The sequence below is a fragment of the Photobacterium obscurum genome (assembly GCF_026191635.1).
Lineage (GTDB): Bacteria > Pseudomonadota > Gammaproteobacteria > Enterobacterales > Vibrionaceae > Photobacterium > Photobacterium obscurum.
This window is the reverse complement of sequence record NZ_JAKRRW010000013.1, coordinates 37087-59833: the sequence shown is the minus strand read 5'-3', so window position 1 is coordinate 59833 and position 22747 is coordinate 37087. Positions and strand designations below refer to the sequence as shown.

The following is a 22747-nucleotide window of genomic DNA, read 5'->3' as shown; positions in this document are numbered from 1 at the left end:
GATACCAATTACCGGACAGAACCCAACGGGCGATCGCCAATGCCATACAGGGAGGAAACACCACGGCGCAGTTATTTAAGAGGCAAATACAGCAACACACAGCCATCATTTTTAATTTGATCCTGATGGGCAAGAGGAGGCAAAACCACATGGTTCAAATGGTACCAGTGCAGTGACGATTTAAAGAAGATCTATGGCAGATGCAGGCAAAGCCAAACTGGAGATAAAAAAACGGGGCTTAGCAGCCCCGTTTCATCACAGACCATGGCAAGCGCTAGGCCGGCACCAGCTCTTCATGCTTCCGGACCAAGTTAAAATCGGCCAGAATGGCGTAGGCTGCTGGGATCATAAACAATACCAACAAGGTCGAGGTAAAGATCCCGAACACAATGGAAATAACCAGTGGCTGGATCACCTGAGCCTGTAGGCTAGTTTCCAGCAACAGTGGCAATAGTCCTGCCGCCGTGGTCAGCGAGGTCAGGAAGACGGCTCGGAATCGCTCCCGGCTCGCCTTCACCACCGCATCATGCACGCTATCACCGTCATCCACATGGTGACGGATATACTGCACCAGGAGAATGGAGTCATTCACCACGACGCCGGCAAGGGAAACGAACCCCATAATACTCGGCATACTCAAGGCAAACCCCAGCAGCCAGTGGCCCCAGAGCACGCCTATCAACGCCAGCGGTATTGCCAGCAGCACAACAAACGGTTCCAGATAGCTGCGGAACTGGTAGCTGAGGATCACGAACACCCCGAACACCCCCAGCATAAAACCAATTGCCATCGACTGGCCGGTTTGCGCGGTGTCTTTGGCCTCGCCTTCAAAATCGAAACGCAGTCCCGGGTAGCTTTGTTGCAGCTGCGGCATCAGCTGGCTTCGAAACTGACGGGTAATTTCCGTCGAGCTGATCTTGCTACTATCGAGATCGGCAAACACACTCAAGGTACGAACCCCGTTGATCCGCTGGATACGAACAAAATTGCGCTGGTACTCCAGCATAGCGATCGAAGCCAGTGGGATCTGGCTGCCGTCACCCAAGATCACCGGGAAGCTGGCCATGGTTTGTAAGTTGGCCGCTTCCTGCTTATCAAACCTGACTTCGACCTCAATATTTTCAGGGCCTATCTGAATCTCATCGGCCGTCTGGCCAAAATAGGCCGCCCTCAGCTGAGAGGCAATAAGCTGACCATCAACCCCAAAGCTTTCCGCTCCCGGGCGTAGCTTCACCAGTACTTCCTGCTTGCCCATCCGCATATCATCGAGTACGCCGGACACCCCGTCGAACTCATTAAGGAACTGCTGCAGTTCAATCGACGCCGCTTTCAACTGCGCCAAGTCATCATGTTGCATCCGGATCTCGACTGCCCGTCCGCCCGGCCCGACCATCGGCTGCTTAAACACCATTGATACAGGGTCCGCAATTACTCCGACAGCCTCGCGCCAGGCTACAATAAAATCATCAATCCGGGTATTACGCGATTCGGCGCCCAGAATGTCCAACCGGATTGTAGCCACGTGCGGCCCATTTTCATCGGCGTCAGCGTTGAAATTATACTGCTCGGTAATATGCTCGACTAATGGCTGACCACCTTCATACTGTTCGCTCCACTCGGCACCCAGCGTCTCTGCCGCCGCAACGATTCTTCCCACCACCCGCTCGGTCTGTGCCAGTGATGCTCCCGGCGGCAAAATCACCCGCGCCTCGGCAATATCACCATCTAGCTCCGGGAAACCGACAAACTTCAGTGCCCCGCCGGCCAGCAGAGAAAACGAGATAAACAACATGGCTATCACGCTACCCAGGAACAGGTAGCGCCAGCGCACCACCCAATCGACGGCGGTAACCAACTGGTTATTACGGAATGCCTCAAAACGCTTGAGGAAACGGGCCTTGAACGCCAGTGACGGTCTCTCCCGTCTGCCACTTGCACGCTGCTTCTGCAATGAATGACTAAGATGGTTGGGAAGGATCAGAAAAGCTTCGACCAAACTAATGGTCAGCACCAGGATAAGCACCATCGGCACTACCTTCAGCACCGCCCCCATCTCCCCTTCCAGGAACATCAGGCTACCGAAAATACACACCGTCGTCAGATAGGAGGACAGCACGCCGGGGAATACTTTCTTGACCCCGTTGGTTACCGCATCCGGCACCGACAGCCCCCGTTCGAGGTGGGCAGCGATTGACTCGGCAATCACGATGGCGTCATCCATCATGATACCGATGGCCATCAGCAACGCGACAAGCGACATAATATTGATCGACAACCCCAGCCCGGCCATCAGAAACAGGCTGCCAAGGAATGCTACTGGCAATCCTGCCGCAACCCAAAACGAATAACGGAAGGTAAAAAACAGCCACATGGTCGCAAACACCAGCACCACACCCTGCCAGCCGTTTTTCACCATCATGGTCAAACGATCCCACAGCACCGATGAGATATCATTGGTCAGGTTCAGCGTTACCCCAGTCGGCGCAACCTTGTTCTCGTCCTCAACAAACCGGACTACCCGCTCTTTGATCCGCAAGGCATCATCGGCCTTGTTCTTGCTGATCTTCAGCAATGCCGACGGCCTGCCGTCAAACAGTACTTTTTGCTCATCCAGTTCAAAGCGGTCAGTGATAGTTGCAATATCGCCCAGCCGCAACAAAGCACCTTCGCTGTCAGCGCCGATCACCGTCTTGGCCAATGTCTCCGGGGTGACCTTCTGCTCATCGAACCGGATCAGCAGGTTTTTCTCAGCCAATTCGATATTTCCGCTGGGTAGCTTGAGGTTCTGACGGGCAAGGCGATCGGCAATATCGCCGACACTCATCCCCAACTGCCGTAATGCCGCTTCTTTCAATTCCACTCGAAGCTGGTGCTCGGAAAAGCCGGCCACATCAACCAAGGACACGCCGTAATCCAGCTTCAGCTTACGTTTAAGCTGTTCAGCATAAGCTTTCAAATCCGGCCAGCTGGTATCGGCACTAATAGCTACATCCACCACTGGTTCGTTCCAGTCCAGCTCACGGACAATCGGAGCCTCGATTTCCGTCGGAAAGTCATTGATCGCATTAATCTGGGTCTGGACGTCCACTAGCATCCGCGACACCACATCACTGCTGGTTAGCTTGAGTACTAACGAGGCCGAGCCTTCCACAGCTTCGCAGCGGGTTTCTTCGATATTCGCCAGACCATCCACCGCATCTTCCATCCGCATACAAATGCTTTCTTCCACTTCCTGTGGCGAGGCACCGGGATAAACCACAGAGGCAATAATATAGGGTGGCGAAAATTCAGGAAAAGTTTCACGCTTGATCTGAGGTAGCGAGACCAAGCCAAAAATCAGCAAGGTCAGCATTAACAAATTGGCCGCTGTCGGGTGACGAGAGAAATACCGGATCATAACGCGGGTTCCTCAGCTACCTGTTGTGTCTTCTCGCCTGGCGCTGCTTGAGAATCCACTTTATTACCGTTTCGGGTCACCACCTGTAGCTCCATACCCGATACCGCAGGCAAAAGATCATTCACAACTAACAACTGCTCGGTGGTGAGTTCCCCGCTGATGGCAACCATCCCATCACGACGGAACAGCACTGTTACCGGCATAATATTCAAAGTGTTGCTATCACTTACCAGGTAAACTTTATCACCATGTAGTGCCCGCTCCGGGATCACCCAGTGCGCATTGGCCTGCCCGGACAAGCGGGCCTCGACAAACATGCCGTTGACCAGCGGTGGCGCACTTTCAGGCGACAGCTGACTATAGTCCTGCTCAACTTCGAGGATCACCCCGACCGTGGCCTGATTGGCACTGACGGTATCGCTGATCCTGGCTACCTTGGCAGGCCAGCTTTGTAAAAAACTGCCACTAGATAACTGGATAGTGGCGGTCAGATCCAGCTGGTCGGCCCGCGGACGCCCGTCGGCATGAGCGGTATACTGAGTCAGGCTTGAGGCCAATACCTGCATATCATGCAGGGCAACCTGAGCATCAATTTCAACCGCATCAATACCATGTGCGATTACCATCGCCTGTTGGCTATTCACCACCTGATTCTGCTCGATATCGACACTGGAGATCCGTGCATCGACCGGAAGAGTAATTACGGTTTTTTCCAGCGAACGCTTCGCCTCAGTCACCCGAGACTGGTTCACCTCCAGCTGCGCCAGCGTAACCTTGCGTTCATTGGGCAGGACAATCAGCTGATTCTCAATATCCTGAACCACTTTCTGGCTGGCAAGGGTATTTTGCTGCTCCAAGTCGACAGCAGATTGTGAGGTCAAGCCCTTGCGACGGAGTTCTTTCTTGCGGGTCAGTTCTTTCTGGCTGATCGCCAGGCGATTTTTTTCGATCTTTAGGGTGGTTTTCAGGTTCAGCTCTTCCTGCGCCAATTTAGCCAGCTGGGCCTGGCTGGAACTGACATCGGCCTCGGCTTGCGCCAGACGTAGCTCGTAATCAAGCGGATCGATCTTAAGCAAGACGGTACCGGCATCCAGCACCCGGCCTTTTTCCAGCCCAGGATGGCGGTAGACCACCTTGCCAGAAACTTCTGCGATAGCCTGCCACTCGACCTTAGGTTTGACCCGGCCAAATCCCGTGACCATAGGCGCCAGCAGCAGTTGCTGCAAACTGATCACATCCACCGGCCGCGCTTTGTTCAAAGCTGGCTTGATGCCAGGTGTCGAGCGTAAATTGACCGCCAGAGCCAGTATTGCAATACCTGCCAGTATGGCCGGAAAGATCAATAAGTTCCTAGTGAGCTTCATCGTTGCTATCGCCTCCCTGCGCTAAAATCCCACGGAGCAGCACATTAACATTGTGCTCGGCAAGCTCCATTAACCACTCTTCATTCAATTCAATGCCTTGAATCCCCAGCAGGGCTGGCGGGGCCAAGAAAGGAAAAACCATCATGCTGATAAATGTCATCCTGGCTTTCACTGGTGACACACCGTCGCGCAAGACGCCAACCTCTCGCATTTTATGGAACATCAGCTGTTCTGCCGGTAGGGAAATTTCACTGAATATCTTTTCCATGGCTCGGCGCTGCAAGTCCCCAGGCTCCATCATCATGGTACGGGCTATCAGCTTCGGCAGATCAGGGGTTGGCGCCATAATACGGTAGTAAGTGCGCATTAACTCCCCGACACTTTCAATATCACCAATATTGATCACCCGCTTAAGCTGAGCCCGGATTGGCTCCAGAGTTTCGCGCAGCATCGTCTCAAACAACCCCGCCTTATTACCAAAGTAATAGCGGATCAGGGCCACATTAACCCCTGCCCGGGTTGCAATCATCCGCGTCGATACCTTGCTATAGGGCAATGCGACAAATAACTTTTTTGCTTCTTTGATTAACCGCTCTCTGGCGTCAGACTCCCCAGCGGGACGTCCTGTTTTTCCAGCCATAACGTCTATCAACACCTTAATTAATCATGTGATTAATAATTTACTCCAGAATAGCGCCTGATCCGCACAATAATTATTCACACTAAATTAATCATTTGATTAATTTAGTCTCAGGTCAAATTTTCTTCGACCAACTGAGACGTACACTGCCACTGTTAACAAAATGGAGCTCAGTTTAATATTCCACCCGAATAATTTACCGCTAGCAATTCACCTCGACGATACCCAATTATCTTGGGGGCTGAATCTGGCAACTATATAAAATCATTTAAAATCAACACAATAACATAGAATGCAAAATAAATATTCAATTAGTGGTTGACGTTTAACCTGTCTATTTGGTATTCATTTGTTAATCAACTTTGTGGATATCATTTAAAAAATGCAAAATCGTTTCTCTCTACTCCTTAGCCTCCTCCTTATCGTGAATAATTCGCGCGGGTAGCTGATGGGTGAGAAACACCACCAAGAATTCAAAAAACCCGCGCAGTCAGCGCGGGTTTTTTCATATTACAGAGCCGGCGCAAGCGGATGCAGTCAACGCCAGAATAGGCAGGCCAACATAAGGAAGTAGCAATGAAAGATCAGGTTATTATTTTCGATACCACCTTGCGCGACGGCGAGCAGGCACTTTCTGCCAGCTTGACGGTAAAAGAAAAGCTGCAAATCGCCTACGCCCTGGAGCGCTTGGGCGTTGATGTGATTGAAGCCGGTTTCCCGGTCTCTTCCCCGGGTGATTTCGAATCGGTGCAGACCATTGCCAAGAACATCAAAAACAGTCGGGTCTGCGCTCTATCCCGTGCCGTTGCCAAAGATATCGATGTCGCTGCAGAATCCCTGAAAGTCGCCGAAGCCTTCCGAATCCACACCTTCATTTCTACTTCCACTATCCATGTTCAGGACAAGCTGCGTCGCAGCTATGATGATGTTATCGAAATGGGGGTCGCCGCCGTCAAACGCGCCCGCAACTACACCGATGATGTCGAGTTCTCTTGCGAAGATGCCGGCCGAACCCCGATTGACAACCTATGCCGGATGGTCGAAGCCGCCATCAATGCCGGTGCCAGTACTATCAATATCCCTGATACCGTAGGTTATACCTTGCCCAATGAATTTGGCGGCATCGTCGCCCAGCTGTTCGAGCGCGTTCCTAACATCGATAAGGCGATTATTTCTGTCCACTGCCATGATGATCTGGGGATGTCAGTTGCCAACTCCATGGCCGCGGTGCAGGCGGGTGCCCGCCAGGTGGAAGGGACGATAAATGGTATCGGCGAGCGGGCGGGTAACTGCTCGCTGGAAGAGATTGCGATGATCATCAAAACCCGGGCAGAGTTCCTGGGGGTACATACCAACATCAAGCACGACGAAATCCACCGCACCAGCAAAATGGTCAGCCAGCTGTGCAATATGCCAATCCAGGCCAACAAGGCCATTGTCGGCGCCAATGCCTTCAGCCACTCCTCGGGGATCCACCAAGATGGCATGCTGAAGAACAAGAACACCTACGAGATCATGACCCCAGAAACGATTGGTCTTAAGAACCAGGCACTAAACCTAACCAGCCGCTCGGGCCGCGCAGCTGTGAAAAGCCATATGGACGCGCTGGGGTATACCGAGAACGAGTACAACCTGGACGAATTATATGCCGACTTCCTGAAGTTGGCCGACCGCAAAGGCCAGGTTTTCGATTATGACCTTGAGGCTTTGATGCATTTTGCCAACCTGCGCGAAGAAGATGATTTCTTCAAGCTGAACTACTTAAGCGTGCAGTCCGGCAGCGTCATGGCGACCACCAGCATCAAGCTTCAGTGCGGTGACGAAGAAAAATGTGAAGCCGCTGTCGGCAACGGTCCGGTAGATGCCCTATACCAGTGCATCTACCGTCTGACAGGCTACGAAATCGTACTGGATAAGTTCGACCTGACCGCCAAGGGCGAAGGTGAAGACGGCCTGGGTCAGGCCGACATCATTGCCAACTACAAGGGCCGTAAGTATCACGGCACCGGCCTGGCGACAGACATCGTCGAAGCTTCCGGTCAGGCCCTGCTTCACGTCATCAACAGTATTTATCGCGCAGACCAAATTGCAGAAATTAAACAAAAATCCCATATGGAGACAGTATAACCATGGCAGGTACATATAAAATCGCCGTTCTACCGGGTGACGGTATTGGTCCGGAAGTCATGCAGCAGGCACACAAGGTGCTGGATGCGGTACAAGAAAAGTTTGGCTTCTCGTTAGCCTGTGAAGAGTTCGATGTCGGTGGCATTGCCATCGACAACCATGGTTGTCCGCTACCTGACTCAACATTGAAAGGATGTGAAGACTCGGATGCGATCCTGTTCGGTTCGGTCGGTGGGCCTAAATGGGAACACCTGCCACCCAACGATCAGCCTGAGCGTGGTGCCCTGCTACCGCTTCGCAAGCACTTCCAGCTGTTCTGCAACCTGCGCCCGGCACAGATCCACAATGGTCTTGAGAGCTTCTCGCCACTACGTGCCGATATCTCCGAGCGCGGCTTCGATATTGTCGTTGTGCGAGAGCTAACTGGCGGGATCTACTTTGGTCAGCCCAAAGGCCGCGAAGGTGAAGGCCCGCAGGAAAAAGCCTACGACACCGAAATCTACCACCGCTATGAAATAGAGCGTATCGCCCGTATTGCGTTTGAATCGGCTCAGCTACGTAACAAAAATGTCTATTCAATTGACAAGGCAAACGTTCTGCAAAGCTCAATCCTGTGGCGCGCAGTCGTTGAAGAAGTCGCGAAAGACTATCCGGATGTCACCCTGAGCCACATGTATATCGACAACGCGACCATGCAGCTAATCAAAGACCCGTCGCAGTTCGACGTCATGCTGTGCTCAAACATCTTCGGCGACATTATCTCCGATGAGTGCGCAATGATCACCGGCTCAATGGGGATGCTACCGTCAGCTAGTCTGAACCAGGATAAATTCGGTATGTATGAACCAGCCGGGGGCTCGGCACCGGATATTGCCGGCAAGAACATCGCCAATCCGGTTGCCCAAATCCTCTCTGCAGCACTGATGCTGCGTTATAGCCTGGGCGAAGAACAAGCCGCCCGCGCGATTGAGCGAGCTGTATCACAGGCACTGGAAGCCGGCGAACTAACGGCCGATCTAGCCGGTGATGCCCCGGCACTAAGCACCAGCGAAATGGGCGACAAAATTGCCGCCTACATCCGCCAAGCATAAGAACGTAACGAGGAGCAATCGAGCAATGTCAAATACCGAGAAAAAAGCGCCCAAGACGCTATATGAAAAAGTATACGATGCCCACGTTGCCGTCGCGGCGGAAGGCGAGACCCCAATACTGTATATCGACCGCCATCTGGTCCACGAGGTAACCTCGCCGCAGGCTTTTGACGGTCTGCGCGAGAAAGGCCGCAAGGTGCGTCAGGTCGGCAAGACCTTCGCTACCATGGATCACAACGTCTCAACCCAAACCAAAGACATCAAGGCCTCTGGCGAGATGGCACGGATCCAGATGGAAACGCTGGCCAAGAACTGTAAAGAGTTCGGTGTCACCCTCTACGATCTGAACCACAAATACCAAGGTATTGTCCACGTCATGGGCCCAGAGCTGGGCATTACCCTACCAGGTATGACTATCGTCTGCGGCGACTCGCACACTGCAACTCACGGTGCCTTTGGCTCGCTGGCCTTTGGTATCGGCACTTCAGAGGTCGAGCATGTACTGGCTACCCAGACTCTGAAGCAGGCCCGTGCCAAAAAGATGAAAATTGAAGTCAAAGGCAAGGTCGCAGAAGGCATTACCGCCAAAGATATCGTTCTGGCCATCATCGGCAAAACCACCGCCGCAGGCGGTACCGGCTATGTGGTCGAGTTCTGCGGTGAAGCCATCACCGACCTGTCGATGGAAGGACGGATGACGGTCTGTAACATGGCGATTGAACTGGGTGCCAAAGCGGGCCTGATTGCGCCGGACCAGACCACCTTCGACTACATCAAAGATCGCAACTTCTCACCGACTGGCGACAACTTCGAGGCCGCTGTTGAATACTGGAAGACCTTGAAAACCGATGATGATGCCGCATTTGATGCGGTCGTGACCCTGGAGGCCAGAGACATCAAACCTCAGGTGACCTGGGGCACCAACCCGGGTCAGGTGATTGCCGTCGATGAGTGCATTCCGTCACCGGATGACTTCAGTGATCCGGTAGAAAAAGCCTCTGCCGAAAAGGCCCTGGCCTACATGGGTCTTGAGGCGGGCAAAAAACTGGCAGACTTCAGTATCGATAAAGTCTTTATTGGCTCTTGCACCAACTCGCGTATCGAGGACATGCGCGCCGCCGCTGCAATTGCCAAAGGGCGCCAGGTGGCACCGAATATCCAGGCATTAGTGGTGCCGGGCTCTGAGCAGGTGAAAGCCCAGGCCGAACTGGAAGGGCTGGATAAGATTTTTATCGATGCCGGTTTTGAATGGCGCCTGCCGGGCTGCTCGATGTGCCTGGCAATGAACAACGACCGCCTGGGGCCTGGAGAGCGCTGCGCTTCCACCAGCAACCGTAACTTCGAAGGCCGCCAGGGCCGTGATGGCCGTACCCACCTAGTCAGCCCGGCAATGGCCGCAGCGGCGGCGTGTGCCGGACACTTTGTTGATATCCGTGAGCTGGATAAAGAAACCGCAACCGCTTAACAGAAGGAACAGAACAATGACAGGTTTTAAACAACATACAGGTTTGGTGGTTCCTTTGGACGCGGCAAATGTCGATACGGACGCAATCATTCCTAAACAGTTTTTACAAAAAGTGACCCGGACAGGGTTTGGCAAACACCTGTTCCATGACTGGCGTTTTCTGGATGATGCCGGCAAGCAGCCCAACCCTGAGTTTGTGATGAACGCTCCGCGCTATCAGGGCGCGAGCATCCTGCTGGCGCGCGAAAACTTCGGCTGCGGCTCATCGCGCGAGCATGCCCCCTGGGCGCTGGCGGATTACGGTATCCAGGTAATGATTGCCCCGAGTTTTGCCGATATTTTTTATGGCAACTCGATCAATAACCAGATGGTACCGGTTCGCCTGACCGAGCAGGAGGTCGATGAGATTTTCCAGTTCGTCGAAGCCAATGATGGCGCAGAAGTCACCGTTGATTTAGAAGCCATGACGGTGACTGCCAACGGCAAGCAGTATCGCTTTGAAATTGATGAATTCCGCCGTCACTGCCTGCTGAACGGACTGGATAACATCGGCCTGACTCTGCAGCACGAAGACAAAATTGCAGAGTATGAGAGCAAGATCCCGGCCTTCCTTGCCTAATACGAAATCAGATAAGTAAGCAAAGACTAACTCACGCCCCGGCCCCGCCGGGGCGTTTTCATTTGCGCTATTACTGCAAGGTTTCCTGAAAGAAAAACTGACAATACAAGGTCATATCACCTAGCCATGACCCACCGAACGCCGCAAGGATTTATGATGCGCATTATATTCACTCTCTTATTACTGTTGGCTTCCGCTCCCGGCAGCACCGCGCCCAAAGCCGACCTCTGGCCCTATTGGCAACAGAGCAATGAAGCCAATACCGCGACCATTGATCACGCACGCTGGCAACGCACGCTGGACAACTACTTGGTTCAACAGCCACAACAAACCCTGTTTCGCTATCGCGCCGTCTCCGACAATGACAAGTGGGAACTGGATCGCTATATCCGCACTCTCACCGCCATCGACCCTCGCCGCTACCGCCAGGATGAGCAGTTCGCCTATTGGGTCAATCTCTATAATGCCCTAACGGTTCAGCTGATCCTGGACAACTACCCAGTGAAATCCATTACCAAGCTCGGGGGCATCTTCAGTTTCGGTCCGTGGGATGGCAAGCTTGTTCGTATCAACGGCCAGCAACTGTCACTCAATGATATCGAGCACCGGATCCTGCGCCCTATCTGGCAGGACGCCCGTATCCACTACGTGGTCAACTGCGCCAGCCTCGGCTGTCCGGACCTGCAGCCGCAAGCCTTTACCGCTTCCAATAGTGAACACTTACTTGAACAAGGGGCCAAGAGGTTCATCAACAGCACTAAAGGCGTGAGAGAGAGAGGCAATAAAGTCCAGCTATCCTCGATCTATGATTGGTATAGCGTGGATTTTGGCACGCAGAGTGATCTGCAACGCCATCTTAATCAATACCGAGTCGGGAAGCCGATACTGCTCAACAAGATCAGCTATGACTACAACTGGACGTTAAATGAAGCAAAATAAGACAGCCACAGCCATCAAACCAGCAGAGGAGTATTACGCTGGCAACCAGCAGCTTAGGAGATTACAATAGCACTCGTTCTCATTGGGGAGCCCTGATACATGGGCTGAGATTGCAACCGCAAGACCCACAGAACCTGAACCAGGTCATGCTGGCGTAGGAATTGAGATAATCTGACCATCACTAACTGTCAATGTTACAGCACGATGCTGAACGCCTTTCTCAACCCTGTGCCGCTCATACGATTATTTTGACTCTTGCAGGAAGCAAGAGTATCAGGAGCGCATAGTGAAAAAATTACTTCCAGTCCTCACACTGTCAATGGCAGCCGGCTCGGCATGGGCTGCAACAGACACACTTACCGTTTATACCTACAGCTCTTTTGCCTCTGACTGGGGGCCGGGGCCGGCAATCGAAAAGGCCTTTGAAGCCCAATGCGACTGTAACCTTGAATTTGTGGCACTGGATGACGGCGTATCAATCCTCAACCGTCTTCGCCTGGAAGGCCGCAGTACCAAAGCCGATATCCTGCTGGGCCTGGACAATAATCTGATTGCCGAAGCCAAGAAAACCGGCCTGCTGGCGACACACAATGTCGATACCAGCAGCGTTGAGCTGCCGAATGGCTGGGCTGACACCACTTTTGTCCCGTACGACTACGGTTACTTCGCCTTTGTTTATGATTCAGAGAAACTTGCCAATCCACCCAAAAGCCTAGCCGAATTGGTCGAGCGTGATGACCTGAGTGTCATCTATCAGGATCCACGGACCTCAACACCGGGCCAGGGCCTGATGCTATGGATGAAGTCGGTCTATGGCGGCAAGACCGATACTGCCTGGCAGCAACTGGCGAAAAAGACAGTCACCGTCACCAAAGGCTGGTCCGAAGCCTACAATATGTTCCTCAAGGGCGAATCCGATCTGGTGCTGTCATACACCACGTCACCAGCCTACCACCTGATTGCCGAGGGTGAGGGAAAATATAAAGCCGCTGACTTTAGCGAAGGCCACTACATGCAGGTTGAAGTTGCGGCCAAGCTGAAAAACAGCGCCAACCAGAAACTGGCCAATCAGTTCATGGACTTCATCTTAACACCTGAATTCCAATCGGTGATCCCAACAGGTAACTGGATGTATCCTGTCACCAAACAAGACCTGCCAAAGGGCTTCGAACAACTAACCCTGCCAGCCAAAGCGCTGGAATTCAGTGCCGAGGAAGTGGCATCGCAGCGTCGAGGATGGATCCGTGAATGGCAGAATGCCCTGACTCAATAATGGCCTCCGACTCTTGAATAACCGCGTTACCCCATTATTGCCCGGCGTTCTTTCTGCCGGGCTGATTGCCGCCCTGGTACTGAGTGCCATTAGCGCACTGATAAGCCAGGCTACAGAGCTCAGTCCACTGCAGATCTGGCGCGATCCATACCTACGCCATGTCACGGGATTTAGTTTCTATCAGGCACTGCTGTCGACCCTGCTCAGCATTATTCCGGCTATACCCACCGCTTATGCGTTATCCCGACGCCGGTTTCCCGGTCGGGAGCTGCTGCTGCGCCTGTTCGCCATGACCTTGGTTCTCCCGGTGTTGGTAGCCGTGTTTGGGCTGCTGACCATTTATGGAAAGAGTGGATTGCTCGCCGAGCTTTTCAAGGCCGCTGATCAATCGTTGCCTTTTTCCATCTATGGCCTCAACGGTATTTTGCTCGCGCATGTTTTTCTCAATTTCCCGCTGGCCACCCGACTGCTATTACAGAGCCTGGAAGGGATCCCTTTCGAACAGCATAAACTGGCCACCCATCTAGGGATCCGCGGCTGGAACAAGTTTCGTTTCATCGCCTGGCCACGATTACGCCAGCAACTACCGCATGTGGTAGGCCTGATCTTCATGCTGTGCTTTACCAGCTTTGCCGTCATTATGTCACTCGGCGGCGGCCCCAAAGCCACCACGATCGAGCTGGCGATCTATCAGGCTCTGCGCTATGACTTCGATCTGGCGGGCGGGGCTATTCTCGCTTTATGGCAAATGCTGATCTGTAGTGGCCTGGTACTGTTTACCCAGCGTTTTGCCAAGCCACTATCCACCTTGAGTGGCTCGACCTCCCAGCAGCAACAGGATCAGTTTGACCACTGGCACGCGAAAGCCTGGGACTGGTTGTGGATCAGCTTTGCCTTATTACTGGTTTTACCGCCGTTACTGGCCGTTGTCGGAGCGGGGTTAAATAGCAAACTGCCAACACTGCTCACCGAACCTGCGCTATGGCAAGCCATTGCGAATTCATTAAAGATTGCCTCACTTTCCTGTATGGCCGCGCTGATTGGCGGGGTGAGCATTCTGCTGACCAGCCGTCATTGGCGTTTGCAGCAAAAGAAATTACCGGCAGATGGTATTGAGCTGCTCGGAACTATCATTCTGGTAACACCCGGCTTGGTGCTTAGTACCGGGATCTTCCTGCTTCTGCGACAATACACCGATGTGTTTGCCGCTGCATTCTGGGTGATCGTTGGCGTCAATGCCCTGATGGCTCTTCCCTACGTGATCAAAACCCTGAGCCAGCCAATGCTACATGTCGCCCAACAGTACAATCCGTTATGCCAGAGTCTCGGCATGTATGGGCTATCCCGCCTGCGCCTCGTTGAATGGCGGGCACTACGCAAACCCATCGCCCAGGCATTGGCCATTGGTTTTGTCCTGTCGCTGGGCGACTTAGGGGCCATCGCCTTGTTTGGCAGCCAGGACTTCCAGACCCTGCCTCTATACCTGTTTCAGTTACTGGGCAGCTACCAGATGGATGCCGCTGCTGTTGCCGCCCTGCTACTGTTACTCCTCAGCCTGGGATTATTTACCCTGGTTGAAAAAATCCTGATCCGGACTCCATGATGCTGACACTGAAACAACTTAGTCACCGTTACGTTCAACCGGGCCATTCGCGCCAGGTTGATAGTATGCAACTCACCTTTGATCTTGAGGTCGATAAAGGCGAAATTGTCGCTCTGATCGGCCCGAGTGGCGCAGGTAAAAGTACCCTGCTCTCGCTGATCGCAGGCTTCCTTCCACCAGATAGCGGTGAGCTTACTATTGCCGGTAAACGCATTGAGCGTCAGCTTCCGGCAGAGCGCCCATTATCGGTATTGTTTCAGGATCACAACCTGTTTCCCCATCTCACCGTATTCGAAAATATCGGCTTGGGTCTCCATCCAGGACTTAAGCTCAGCCGTGAGGACAAAGAAAATATCGTGGTAGCTGCCTCACGGGTCGGGATCCAAAAATATCTCGACCGCTTACCGGAACAATTGTCCGGCGGGCAGAAGCAACGGGTCGCTTTGGCCCGTTGCCTGATCCGAAAAAGACCGCTACTGCTGCTCGACGAACCCTTCTCTGCCCTGGATCCGGCCTTACGCAATGACATGTTGAAACTGGTAAAAAGTCTGGCTAGGGAGCAGCAAACCACCGTCTTGATGGTCACCCACAGCCCGGAAGATGCGCTAAAAATTGCCAGCAAATGTGCCTTTATCGCCGAGGGGAAGATCAAGGTGTTTGGTGATACCAAACAATTGCTGACGGAGCCGGAAGATGAGGCGCTGAAAAGCTATCTGGGATATTAATACCTATCAGTATCAGGAATAACGAGAAACGAGTCTCTAGGAGCTCGTTTCTCAAAGCTAAATTATAGATTCTCTTCCGCAAATTCTGCCAAACGGCTGCGGACCACACCGTTGAGATAAATATTGGCACTGCCCTCGAAGTTCTTAAAACGCTCAACAATATACGTTAAGCCCGAGGTCACCGGAGATAAGTAGCTGGAGTCTATCTGCGCCAGGTTGCCAGAACAGACAATTTTGGTGCCTTCCCCACAGCGGGTAATAATAGTCTTAATCTGTGAAGCGGTTAAATTCTGACACTCATCGAGCAGAACAAAGGCATTCTGGATTGAGCGTCCGCGCATAAAGTTAATTGATTTGAATTGGATATTGGCTTTATCGTAGATATATTTCATCGAGCCGTCAGTACAGACGTCATGTTTGTGTAGCGCTTCCATGGTATCGGTGACCGCCGCTAACCATGGCATCATTTTCTCTTCCTCGGTACCCGGTAAATAACCAATCGATTCGGCAATTTCCGGGGTATTACGGGTAACCAGGATCTTGTCATACATTCCTTTCTCAATCACCTGCTCAAGTGCAGCTGCCATTGCCAGGATAGTTTTACCGCAGCCCGCCGGACCGGTCAGGATCACCAGATCAATGGTCGGATCCATCATGGCATCCAGCGCCATCCCCTGATAGACATTTTTCGGGTGGATCCCCCAGGCCTGCCGATGCATAAGACGTTCCTGACCAATATCCTTCAAGGTCACTGTGCCGCTATCGATAGACTGAACCCTGGCGGCAAAATCCTCGCCCTCGTCCAACAGGTACTGATTAATAAACGGACTATCAAACAGCTCTGACGGCAGGGTATGCAAAGTGGAACGACCGCGATTTTCCGAATGGCACTCTCCCACCCGCTCCCAGAAGTTGCCAGGGAATTTATAGAACCCCTTGGTCAGCAGTTTTACATCATCAATCAATTGATCCGAGCGATAGTCATCGACATGGTAGACCCCAGCACCTTTGGCCCGCAGGCGCATGTTGATGTCTTTGGTGACCAGTACCACCTCCCTGGGTGAATAATGTTTTTGCAGATAGAGCACACCGTTGAGGATCCGGTTATCTCCCGCCTTATCAGCAAAAGCGTGCACGGTTTCGGTGACTTCATAATCGGCAAAAATGGCAATAGTTCCCTGCTCTTTGCCTTGTTTGGCAAATGGGATCCCGGCAGATATTTGTTCAGGAGTCGCATCATGGAAGATATCTTCCAGGGCTCGGATAGCGACACGGGCATCTCTTGCAACATCGCGCTTGCTATCTTTGATGCGGTCTAGCTCTTCAAGCACCGTCATCGGAATGATGACATCGTGCTCTTTAAAGGAATAAATGGCGAGGGGTTCGTGAAGCAGAATATTTGTATCCAGGACAAAAACTTTCCGTTCAACGTCATCCATAGGTACCTCCTTGGTAACAATCAGGTGACAACATGGCTGCCACCTTCCTTTAAGCGTATGCCAATTTACTGTGGTTACTATTAAATACCGGAGATTATTAAATAATTGTGACAAAAATACTTTGACGCATTCCTCTCACTTTCGCCGTGACCTTAATCACAGCATGCAGTAACATTACTCCCCTTTTTACCGGTGCGGATTCTGGCTTACACTTAACTTCAGTGTAGTTCAAAAATGTTAAGGCATCGGCTTAACATTCTCATCAATATCAAATAATTAGAAGGTTTTAACCACTATGCCATTTGCTTTGGGTCAACGTTGGATCAGTGATACTGAAAGTGATCTAGGTTTAGGAACAGTTGTCGCGGCTGACGCCCGTACTGTCACCTTGATGTTCTCTGCCAGTGAAGAGAACCGCCTGTACGCACGAAATGATGCTCCCGTTACCCGCGTAATGTTTAATGTCGGAGATGTGGTTGAAAGCCATGATGGCTGGTCACTGAAAGTCGAACAGGTCGTAGAAGATGGCGGCGTGTTCACCTATGTGGGGACGCGTACGGATACCGAAGAAGAAAATGTTCAGCTACGTGAAATTTTCCTCAGCAACCAAATCCGTTTCAACAAACCGCAAGATAAGCTCTTCGCAGGCCAGATCGATCGCATGGATCGCTTTGCGCTACGCTATCGTGCGCTGAAAAACCAGTACGAACAGCACAAGAGCCCACTGCGTGGTTTGTGCGGCATGCGTGCCGGCCTGATCCCGCACCAGCTATACATCGCCCATGAAGTCGGCCGTCGCTATGCGCCGCGCGTACTGCTGGCTGACGAGGTGGGTCTGGGTAAAACTATTGAAGCCGGTATGATCATCCACCAGCAGGTGTTGTCTGGCCGTGCCGAACGTATTCTGATCCTGGTCCCGGAAACACTCCAGCACCAGTGGCTGGTCGAAATGATGCGCCGCTTCAACCTACACTTCTCAATTTTTGACGAAGAGCGCTGCGTCGAAGCCTACGCCGATTCTGCCAACCCGTTTGATACCGCACAATATGTATTGTGTTCACTGGACTTCCTGCGCAAGAGCCGCCGCCGTTTCGAACAGGCGCTAGATGCCGACTGGGATCTACTGGTTGTTGATGAAGCACACCACCTGGAATGGAGCGAGGACAAGCCGAGCCGTCAGTACCAAGTGGTAGAGGGACTGGCAGAAAAGAGCCCGGGTGTCCTGCTACTGACAGCAACCCCTGAACAGCTTGGCCACGAAAGTCACTTTGCCCGCCTGCGCCTACTGGATCCAGACCGTTTCTACGACTACGAAGCCTTCGTGGAAGAAGAGCGTCAGTACGCACCGGTTGCCGACGCGGTGTCCCGCCTGCTATCAGGTGAAACACTGGACAACGAGGCCAAGAATAGCCTGACCGAACTGTTGCCAGAGCAAGATATCGAGCCAATGCTGCGCATTATTGAATCGCAGAATATTGATGATGAGCAACAGGAAACAGCACGCCATGAGCTGATCGACAACCTGATGGACCGCCACGGTACCGGCCGCGTGCTATTTCGTAACACCCGTGCCGCCATCAAAGGTTTCCCACAGCGTCACCTGAACATGTATCCACTAGCGTTGCCAAGCCAATACCAGACCGCAATGCGGGTGGCCGGCATGATGGGTGGCAAGATGTCAGAAGAACAGAAAGCTATCAAGCTGCTGTACCCGGAAGATATCTACCAGGAATTCGAAGGCGACTCGGCAACGTGGTGGAACTTCGATCCACGCGTTAACTGGCTGCTAGATACGTTGATGGCCAACCGCAACGAAAAAGTGCTGGTGATCTGTTCACGAGCACAGACAGCCCTGACCCTGGAACAGGCGCTGCGTGAGCGCGAGGGGATCCGTGCCACCGTGTTCCATGAAGGCATGTCGATCATCGAGCGCGACAAGGCCGCAGCCTACTTTGCCCAGGATGAAGACGGCGCCCAGGTCCTGCTGTGTTCCGAAATTGGCTCGGAAGGCCGTAACTTCCAGTTTGCCAACCAATTGGTGATGTTCGATCTACCGAACAACCCGGATCTGCTGGAACAGCGTATCGGTCGTCTTGACCGAATTGGTCAACAGCGTGATATCGAGATCCATGTACCGCACCTGCAAGGAACATCTCAGGCGCTACTAGCCCGCTGGTACAATGAAGGCCTGAACGCATTCGAAGAAACCTGCCCAACTGGCCGTGCCGTCTATGATGCCTTCAGTGGTGAACTGATCAGCCTGCTGGCCAGCGACAAACACGATAATGAAGCATTAGACCAGCTGATTGAAAACAGTGCCGACATGCACCGCGAGCTGAAAAGCAAGCTGGAGCAGGGCCGGGACCGCCTACTGGAAATCCACTCCAACGGCGGCGAAAAAGCCCGTGAACTGGTTGAGCAAATTGCTGCCAAGGACGGTGATACCAACCTGGTGACATTCGCGCTTGGCCTGTTTGATACCATCGGCCTAAACCAGGACGATAAAGGCGAGAATGCGATTGTGGTTACCCCGTCAGAACACATGATGGTTGCCAGCTACCCTGGCTTGCCTTATGACGGCTGCACCATTACCTTCGAGCGTGAAACGGCACTGTCGCGGGAAGACCTGCACTTTATCAGCTGGGAACACCCGATGATCCAGGGCGGTATAGACTTGCTGCTGTCTGAAGGTGTGGGAACCACTGCGGTATCGTTACTGAAGAACAAGGCACTGCCTGCGGGTACCCTGTTGCTTGAGCTGGTTTATGTCGTTGATGCCCAGGCTCCTAAACAATCGGGGATCGGCCGCTTCCTGCCACAGACTCCGATTCGTATCTTATTGGATGCCAAAGGCAACAACCTGTCGGCTAACGTTGAGTTTGAAGGTTTTAACCGCCAGCTAAGCCCGGTTAACCGTCACCTGGCCAGCAAGCTGGTTAACTCGGTACAGAAAGACATCCATGTTCTGATCGAACATGCCGAGCAGGCCGTCGCCAAAGAGCTAATCACGGTTCGTGATAACGCTCAAGCCGAAATGGAGACCAACCTGCGTGCAGAACTAGACCGCCTGCAGGCCCTGAAGGCGGTGAACCCGAATATCCGTGACGACGAGCTGGAGCTGATTGAAAACCAAATCCGTGATTTGACAGGCTATATCGCCAAGGCTCAAGTACAACTCGATTCCTTGCGTCTGATTGTCGTCAGCCACGGCTAACCACCGATATTTCTGACATGCGTTCAGAACATTCTCAAGCCGCCGAACAGCCCAGCGCTGTCCGGCGGCTTTTCCATTCTTGTTCCCTATAACCTATAAAAAGCGCTTAATGTGATACTATCGCCCGCTCGATCCCTGTCAGCCAGAACAAAACATGAAACCATTGCCTTTGCTGGACTATAATCCGCCCACAGACCCGTGGCTGGATATTCTCCATCTCGACAACGATATTATTGCGATCAACAAACCGTCCGGGCTGCTATCAAACCCCGGCCGGGATCCTATCCACCATGACAGTGTGTACAGCCGCGTACACAGGGATCACCCTGAAGCGCACCTTGTACATCGCTTGGACATGGCCACATCGGGGTTAATTATGCTGGCTACCAACAAGGACTCGGAGCGCCACCTTCACAAGCAGTTCAGAGAGCGTATGACTGAAAAAGTCTACTACGCCCGGGTATGGGGACACCTTGCACAGGACAGCGGCACGGTTGATCTGCCGCTAATCTGCGACTGGCCGAACCGCCCGATGCAAAAAGTCTGCTTTGAAGACGGCAAGCCCTCGGTCACCCACTACCAGGTGATCCGCCGTGACAACAACAGTACTCTGGTTCGCCTGCGTCCGGTTACCGGACGATCCCACCAGCTCAGGGTTCATATGCTGGCACTTGGCCATCCGATCCTGGGCGACCGTTTCTATGCCCATGATGAGGCAAGAGAAGCGGCGCCAAGACTTCAGCTCCACGCTGCCGAGCTAACCTTTACCCAGCCGACCACCGAGCAGCCGATGCATTTATTCGCCCCGTGTGACTTTTACCCCGATGCACCGACCAAGACACTGCCAGATCAAGAAATGTAATCACCAAGGTTGAGTCCAGTACCAGAGTTAGTGTTAACTTCAGTAACACTAACTCTGGAAGCGAATGCCTGCATATGGAAACTATTGTCTTTCTGGATCGAGATACGATTCCCGACCACATCCAGCTCCCTCAGCCTGATTTTTCCCACCAATGGTACGAATACCCGTCAACGACACCTGAGCAGGTCATCGAGCGTTTACAACACGCAACGATCGCCATCAGCAATAAAGTGGTTCTGGATGCAGGTACGCTAAGCCAACTACCTAAGCTTAAAATGATCGCCATCGCCGCAACGGGCACCAACAATGTTGATCTGAACTACTGCCACCAGCACGGTATTATCGTCAGCAACATCCAGGGGTACGCCGTTGACTCCGTTCCCGAACACGCAGTTGCGATGATGTTTGCCCTACGTCGCAACCTAATGGGGTACCACCAAGATATTCAGGCCGGTGTTTGGCAACAAAAGCAACAGTTTTGCTTTTTTACCCATCCGATTGGCGATATCAAAGGCTCGACGCTAGGGATCATCGGCAGTGGTAGCCTTGGGCAGGCGATGGCGAAGCTAGCCAAGGCATTGGGAATGAAGGTTCTGTTTGCCGAACATAAAAACCAACGGCAATGTCGGGAGGGGTACACGCCATTTACCGACGTTCTGGTACAAGCCGACATCCTGACCTTGCACTGCCCTTTGACGGCGCAGACAACCGACTTGATCGGTAAAGCCGAACTGGCACAGATGAAACCATCCAGCTTGCTGATTAATACTGGCCGGGGGGGCTTGGTTGACGAGGCCGCACTGGTTGAGGCACTCAAATCAGGGCAAATCGCTGGAGCCGGTGTCGATGTGTTTACCGAGGAGCCGGCAGATACCAGCAACCCGCTTGTTGCCCATGCCGGTTTGCCCAACTTACTGCTGACCCCGCATGTCGCATGGGGCTCAGACTCGGCAATCAAGGCTCTGACCAATCAGCTTATCGACAACGTAAATAAATACGTTGAGGGGAAACCACAGAGTTTGGTCTAAGGGGCCTGGGCCCTGTTCTTCCAAGAACCAAGGGCCTGCTTTTCCTTTGGTCTAGATTATTTAAACCCTTTTTCCTTGCGGATCAGATCGTAGGCCGCCTGCAGCTCCTGGGTTTTCTGCTTGGCCAGTTCCATCATTTCAGGCGGTAGGCCTTTGGCGGCAAGTTTGTCAGGGTGGTGTTCATTCATCTGTTTTCGATAAGCCCTTTTCAGCTCCTGCGCCGTTGCCGACTCTTTGATCCCCAGCGACTCATAGGCATCCGCTAGCTGATCTTTGGTCGGAGCCTGACGAAATGCTCCCTGCTGCTGATATTGCTGATTGAACCCCCCCTGCTGAAAACGAAATGCCGCTTCCTGCATATGCAGGCGCTGCTCCAGCTGACGTTCGGAAAAGCCAAGGCTGCGGGCAATCACATACAGCAACTGACGCTCAATCGGGTGCAGGCTACCATCGGCAAACGCTGCTTGAATTTGCAGCTCAAGAAAAAACTGCAACAAATCAGAACGGCCAGCACAGCTCATACGCACTTTTGTCAGAGTGTCTTCCAGAGGAAAATCTTCTTCCTTGCCTTCCCGAAATGCATTCTGAGCTTGTCGGCGTGATTCCCCCTGCAAGCCCATACGATCCATAATGGCACTGGCTACCCGAATTTCCTCTTCCGTCACCCGTCCCTTGGCTTTCGCCATATGCCCCATAACGGCAAAGCCAGCATAGAAAAATTCCGCCTGACGCTCTGCACTGCTGGCTCGATTGGCACCAAATTGACCAAATCCGCCACCGCGATAAATATTTGTTCTGGCCTTGTCGAACTTATGTCCCAAAAAGAGGCCTAATAACAAACCAAATGGCCCCCCGAGAAGGAAACCAAAAAATGCGCCTAAAATCTTACCCCAAACCTGCATTCGCTACTCTCTGGTAATTTGCTAAATTTAGAAATATTTATACTGGTATTAACCCGATA

Annotated in this window: 16 protein-coding genes and 1 riboswitch; of the genes, 11 read left to right on the top strand and 5 right to left on the bottom strand. The window is 52.6% G+C overall.

From position 1 onward, the window contains the following. Positions 1–274: 274 nt before the first annotated feature. From MD588_RS16115 to MD588_RS16105, 3 genes are read right to left on the bottom strand one after another with little or no spacing between them, the layout of a single operon-like run. Entirely contained in the window at positions 275–3397 is a 3123-nt protein-coding gene (locus tag MD588_RS16115) for an efflux RND transporter permease subunit (RefSeq protein ID WP_265698491.1), read from the bottom strand. After that, a complete protein-coding gene (locus MD588_RS16110) occupies positions 3394–4761 on the bottom strand; it encodes an efflux RND transporter periplasmic adaptor subunit (RefSeq protein WP_265698490.1) in 1368 nt (455 codons plus the stop codon). The genes MD588_RS16115 and MD588_RS16110 overlap by 4 nt, the downstream gene beginning before the upstream one ends. After that, positions 4748–5401, bottom strand: a complete 654-nt coding sequence (locus MD588_RS16105) for a TetR/AcrR family transcriptional regulator (RefSeq protein ID WP_265698489.1) — start codon at positions 5399–5401, stop codon at positions 4748–4750. The genes MD588_RS16110 and MD588_RS16105 overlap by 14 nt, the downstream gene beginning before the upstream one ends. Positions 5402–5977: 576 nt before the next feature. Between MD588_RS16105 and leuA the strand changes: the two genes are divergently transcribed. From leuA to thiQ, 8 genes are all read left to right on the top strand, one after another. Then, positions 5978–7528, top strand: a complete 1551-nt coding sequence (gene leuA, locus MD588_RS16100) for a 2-isopropylmalate synthase (RefSeq protein WP_265698487.1) — start codon at positions 5978–5980, stop codon at positions 7526–7528. Positions 7529–7530: 2 nt separating this feature from the next. Further along, positions 7531–8619 (top strand): 3-isopropylmalate dehydrogenase, encoded by a 1089-nt coding sequence (gene leuB, locus MD588_RS16095; RefSeq protein WP_265698486.1) that lies wholly within the window; start codon positions 7531–7533, stop codon positions 8617–8619. A gap of 25 nt (positions 8620–8644) precedes the next feature. Further along, a complete protein-coding gene (gene leuC, locus MD588_RS16090; RefSeq protein WP_265698485.1) occupies positions 8645–10084 on the top strand; it encodes a 3-isopropylmalate dehydratase large subunit in 1440 nt (479 codons plus the stop codon). Between the two features lie 16 nt (positions 10085–10100). Continuing rightward, the gene (leuD, locus tag MD588_RS16085; RefSeq protein WP_265698484.1) at positions 10101–10703 is read left to right on the top strand and encodes a 3-isopropylmalate dehydratase small subunit; all 603 of its coding nucleotides are present in this window, start codon (positions 10101–10103) and stop codon (positions 10701–10703) included. 156 nt (positions 10704–10859) lie between these two features. Then, on the top strand, positions 10860–11642 hold the full coding sequence (locus tag MD588_RS16080; RefSeq protein WP_265698483.1) for a DUF547 domain-containing protein: 783 nt from the start codon (positions 10860–10862) through the stop codon (positions 11640–11642). A 73-nt stretch (positions 11643–11715) separates the two neighbouring features. After that, a riboswitch (TPP riboswitch) is annotated at positions 11716–11820 on the top strand. Between the two features lie 141 nt (positions 11821–11961). Beyond that, positions 11962–12915: a thiamine ABC transporter substrate binding subunit gene (gene thiB, locus MD588_RS16075; protein ID WP_265698588.1), complete on the top strand. Its 954-nt coding sequence runs from the start codon at positions 11962–11964 to the stop codon at positions 12913–12915. 13 nt (positions 12916–12928) lie between these two features. Further along, on the top strand, positions 12929–14518 hold the full coding sequence (thiP, locus tag MD588_RS16070; protein WP_265698482.1) for a thiamine/thiamine pyrophosphate ABC transporter permease ThiP: 1590 nt from the start codon (positions 12929–12931) through the stop codon (positions 14516–14518). Next, complete coding sequence (gene thiQ / locus MD588_RS16065) at positions 14518–15243, top strand: thiamine ABC transporter ATP-binding protein (protein WP_265698481.1); 726 nt, start codon at positions 14518–14520, stop codon at positions 15241–15243. Before thiP ends, thiQ begins: the two co-directional genes overlap by 1 nt. Before the next feature lie 62 nt (positions 15244–15305). On the opposite strand, the gene MD588_RS16060 is transcribed toward thiQ, so the two are convergent. Then, positions 15306–16682, bottom strand: a complete 1377-nt coding sequence (locus MD588_RS16060) for a PhoH family protein (RefSeq protein WP_265698480.1) — start codon at positions 16680–16682, stop codon at positions 15306–15308. Between the two features lie 295 nt (positions 16683–16977). Here MD588_RS16060 and rapA point away from each other — a divergent pair, with 295 nt between their 5' ends. The 3 genes from rapA (at position 16978) to MD588_RS16045 (ending at position 21786) form a co-directional block, all read left to right on the top strand. After that, positions 16978–19896 (top strand): RNA polymerase-associated protein RapA, encoded by a 2919-nt coding sequence (gene rapA, locus MD588_RS16055; RefSeq protein WP_265698479.1) that lies wholly within the window; start codon positions 16978–16980, stop codon positions 19894–19896. Positions 19897–20050: 154 nt separating this feature from the next. Continuing rightward, entirely contained in the window at positions 20051–20758 is a 708-nt protein-coding gene (gene rluA, locus MD588_RS16050) for a bifunctional tRNA pseudouridine(32) synthase/23S rRNA pseudouridine(746) synthase RluA (RefSeq protein ID WP_265698477.1), read from the top strand. Positions 20759–20832: 74 nt separating this feature from the next. Further along, the gene (locus MD588_RS16045; RefSeq protein WP_407676585.1) at positions 20833–21786 is read left to right on the top strand and encodes a D-2-hydroxyacid dehydrogenase; all 954 of its coding nucleotides are present in this window, start codon (positions 20833–20835) and stop codon (positions 21784–21786) included. Between the two features lie 56 nt (positions 21787–21842). On the opposite strand, the gene djlA is transcribed toward MD588_RS16045, so the two are convergent. Beyond that, positions 21843–22688 (bottom strand): co-chaperone DjlA, encoded by an 846-nt coding sequence (djlA, locus tag MD588_RS16040; protein WP_265698475.1) that lies wholly within the window; start codon positions 22686–22688, stop codon positions 21843–21845. Positions 22689–22747: the final 59 nt, after the last annotated feature.

Excerpts from the sequence above, each read along its gene's own strand:
- MD588_RS16115 (WP_265698491.1), bottom strand. The coding sequence starts at position 3,397 with ATGATCCGGTATTTCTCTCGTCACCCGACAGCGGCCAATTTGTTAATG.
- MD588_RS16110 (WP_265698490.1), bottom strand. The coding sequence starts at position 4,761 with ATGAAGCTCACTAGGAACTTATTGATCTTTCCGGCCATACTGGCAGGT.
- MD588_RS16105 (WP_265698489.1), bottom strand. The coding sequence starts at position 5,401 with ATGGCTGGAAAAACAGGACGTCCCGCTGGGGAGTCTGACGCCAGAGAG.
- leuA (WP_265698487.1), top strand. The coding sequence starts at position 5,978 with ATGAAAGATCAGGTTATTATTTTCGATACCACCTTGCGCGACGGCGAG.
- leuB (WP_265698486.1), top strand. The coding sequence starts at position 7,531 with ATGGCAGGTACATATAAAATCGCCGTTCTACCGGGTGACGGTATTGGT.
- leuC (WP_265698485.1), top strand. The coding sequence starts at position 8,645 with ATGTCAAATACCGAGAAAAAAGCGCCCAAGACGCTATATGAAAAAGTA.
- leuD (WP_265698484.1), top strand. The coding sequence starts at position 10,101 with ATGACAGGTTTTAAACAACATACAGGTTTGGTGGTTCCTTTGGACGCG.
- MD588_RS16080 (WP_265698483.1), top strand. The coding sequence starts at position 10,860 with ATGCGCATTATATTCACTCTCTTATTACTGTTGGCTTCCGCTCCCGGC.
- thiB (WP_265698588.1), top strand. The coding sequence starts at position 11,962 with ATGGCAGCCGGCTCGGCATGGGCTGCAACAGACACACTTACCGTTTAT.
- thiQ (WP_265698481.1), top strand. The coding sequence starts at position 14,518 with ATGCTGACACTGAAACAACTTAGTCACCGTTACGTTCAACCGGGCCAT.
- MD588_RS16060 (WP_265698480.1), bottom strand. The coding sequence starts at position 16,682 with ATGGATGACGTTGAACGGAAAGTTTTTGTCCTGGATACAAATATTCTG.
- rapA (WP_265698479.1), top strand. The coding sequence starts at position 16,978 with ATGCCATTTGCTTTGGGTCAACGTTGGATCAGTGATACTGAAAGTGAT.
- rluA (WP_265698477.1), top strand. The coding sequence starts at position 20,051 with ATGAAACCATTGCCTTTGCTGGACTATAATCCGCCCACAGACCCGTGG.
- MD588_RS16045 (WP_407676585.1), top strand. The coding sequence starts at position 20,833 with ATGGAAACTATTGTCTTTCTGGATCGAGATACGATTCCCGACCACATC.
- djlA (WP_265698475.1), bottom strand. The coding sequence starts at position 22,688 with ATGCAGGTTTGGGGTAAGATTTTAGGCGCATTTTTTGGTTTCCTTCTC.